Consider the following 2,770-nt stretch of genomic DNA (forward strand, 5'->3'; position numbering starts at 1 on the left):
CGACCGCGTGGGCACGGTGATGCTGGAGTACGACGTGGTGCGTCCCGAGCGCATCGACGGCCTCTGATCAGCGCTTCTTCGCGGCCCGCCGCTGCAGGGGCCTGGCCACGATGGGGACATATGATGCAGGGCCATGACGCACGCCAGCGGGATTGCGACGCTCGCCCTCGGACTCATCGTCGCGATGGCCGCGCCGAGGGCCGGGCACGCGCAGGCCGGTCAATCCCTCGGCACGCAGGGGGCACTCGACGGCGCGCGCCACCGCGTGATCGTGTCCACCGACATCGGCGGCACCGATCCCGACGACTTCCAGTCGATGGTGCACCTGCTGCTGTATGCCGACGTGCTCGACATCGAGGGCCTGGTGTCGTCGCCGTACGGGCCCGGCCGCGCCACGCACATCCACGAGGTGATCGACAGGTACGCGCGCGACTACCCGAACCTGCGCAGTCACTCGCCACGCTATCCCACGCCCGATGCGCTGCGCGCCATCACGAAGCAGGGCGAGACCGACGTCGCGCCGAGAGCCGGCATTCGTCGCACCACCGAGGGCTCGGCGTGGATCGTGGCGCGCGCGCGCGCCGATGACCCGCGGCCGCTGCACGTGCTCGTGTGGGGCGGACTCGAGGACCTCGCGCAAGCCCTGCACGATGCGCCCGACATCCTGCCGCGCCTGCGCGTGCACTTCATCGGCGGCCCCAACAAGAAGTGGAGCCCCGACGCCTACCAGTACATCGCCACGCACCATCCGGACCTGTGGTTCATCGAGAACAACTCGACCTATCGCGGGTGGTTTTCCGGTGGCGATCAGGGCGCGGACCTGGGCAACGAGTCGTTCGTGCTGCGCCATGTCGCCGGGCACGGCGCGCTCGGCGACTACTTCGCAACCATGCTGGAAGGGTTCATCAAGATGGGCGACACGCCGACGCTGGCGTGGCTGCTGAAGGGCACGCCCGCTGACCCCACGCAGCCGAGCTGGGGCGGGCGTTACCTGCGGGCCTGGGTGCGCCCGCAGGCGTCATTCACTCGACTCACCACGGCCACCGATCGGCTGGAGCAGTTCGGCATCCTCGACCTGGCGCTGCCGGTTCCGGCAGGCACGCCAGCGTCGGCAATGGCGACGATGGTGATCGAGAACCAGTCGCTGGTCGGCGAGGTCGGCGACGGGATGATGCGCTTCCGGTTCTCGCCGAAGGAAGCCAAGACGTACAGCTACACGATTCGGAGCGCGGTAGCGGAACTCGATGGTCTCCGAGGCCAGCTCACGTCCGTGGCCGCGCCACCTGATGCAGCCACGCGGCCCGATCGCCGGCTGCCGCACTGGTGGACCGACGACCCGGCGCTCGACGTTGCGGAGGGCGACCTGCAGGGCGCGCGCACGGTGAACGCCTGGCGCCGCGCCTGGCTCGACGACTTCGCCGTGCGCCTGCGTCGGGCGAAGGCTCCGCTGCCGTAGCGCCGGCCAGCCCGTTCGGGGACCAGAACTGAAGCGGCGACTGCCAAGATGCCCGATGTCGATTCCAGAACCTCGACATTCCGGCATCGCGGCATCGCAGCATTACACGCGGCCGCAGCCGGCCGCGCTCCACGGCCGCGGCCGTGAGCTAGAAGAACACGCGCGTGCCGAAGTCGAAACGGCGGGCAGCCGCGGCGGCTGTCGGTTGCAGGAAGTACGGCGACGTCATCACGCCGGAGAAGCGCGTGAAGTTGGTCTCGTTGAGCACGTTCCACGCCTGGGCGTAGAACTCGACGCCGCGTGGCGTGGACGAGGGCGCGGGCGCACTGCCCTGGCCGGTCGCGGCCGGCGGCGCCGACTGCCAGAAGTCGGGCTTCCAGCCGATGCGGAGATTGAGCGTGCGCTGCCACGTGGCGCGTTCGGTGTTCCGGCCGAGACCCGACGGGCGATCGCTGAACACCGTGTCGCCGTTGTCGTCGAAGCCGGTGCGGATCGTGTACGGAGCGCCTGACGCGATGTCGCCCCACGCGTTGGCCCTGACACCATTGGGCAACTCCATCCGCACGAAGCCGAACACGCGGTGGCGCACATCCCACGAGGCCGGTCCCCACTCCGCGTCGAGATCACGGCTGTCAGCCGGCAGCGTCGTGGGGCCATCCGAGTCGTTCCACGACTGGCCGTACTGATAGCGGAGCAGCCCGGAGGCCTTGCCGTCCTGGCGCGAGAGCCTGACGCTCGAGTCGAAGCCGGCCGAGCGGGCGCGGCCCGACGCCTCGATCTGCGTGATGCGCTCGTAGTCGGGATCGGGGAACACGCCGCCCAGTGGCGCGTTGGCGTTGAAGGCGCGAAGGCGATCCTCCACGGCCTGCCCGTACACGTTGAGCTGCAGCCGGAGCTGCTGTGAGAACCGGTGCTCGAGGCCGACCGATCCGCGCGTCGCGTACTGCAGGGCCAGGTCGTCGTCGTAGGCGCGGATGATGCTGGGCGGTGGCAGCCCGGCAAGACCCTGGCCGCCGAGCGGGTCGGGATAGCCGGGATCGCGCACGATGAAGTCGCGCTGGCGGATGCCGTCGAGCAGCAGCGTCTGCTCGTACACCCAGGGCTGGTACCACTCGTTGAACACGCCAACGCCAGCAGTCACGGTCGTCTTCGGCTGCTCCTTCGGCGTCCACGACAGGCTGGCGCGCGGCGCGAAGTTGTTGCCGTCCTCCACGAGCGACTGCCAGTCGTGGCGGAAGCCGAAGCCGACGCGCAGGCCGTCGCGCATCTCGACCTCGTCGTAGGCGAACCAGCTGAACTCCTGCCGGTCGTACT

The 2,770-nt window shown here is 69.6% G+C and carries 2 protein-coding genes; one reads left to right on the forward strand and one right to left on the reverse strand.

Annotated features, from left to right (window positions below; all coding sequences use genetic code 11):
* Window positions 1-133: 133 nt before the first annotated feature.
* Window positions 134-1,456, forward strand: coding sequence for a DUF1593 domain-containing protein (locus tag ACIRDX_RS22585; protein WP_396627667.1), 1,323 nt, complete (start codon window positions 134-136; stop codon window positions 1,454-1,456).
* A 148-nt stretch (window positions 1,457-1,604) separates the two neighbouring features.
* Here the strand turns inward: ACIRDX_RS22585 and ACIRDX_RS22590 are convergent.
* Window positions 1,605-2,770, reverse strand: a 1,166-nt coding sequence (locus ACIRDX_RS22590) for a hypothetical protein (protein ID WP_396627668.1), incomplete at its 5' end; no start/stop codon positions are given.

The organism is Luteitalea sp. (assembly GCF_044337415.1).
In the GTDB taxonomy this organism is placed as follows: Bacteria; Acidobacteriota; Vicinamibacteria; order Vicinamibacterales; family Vicinamibacteraceae; genus Luteitalea.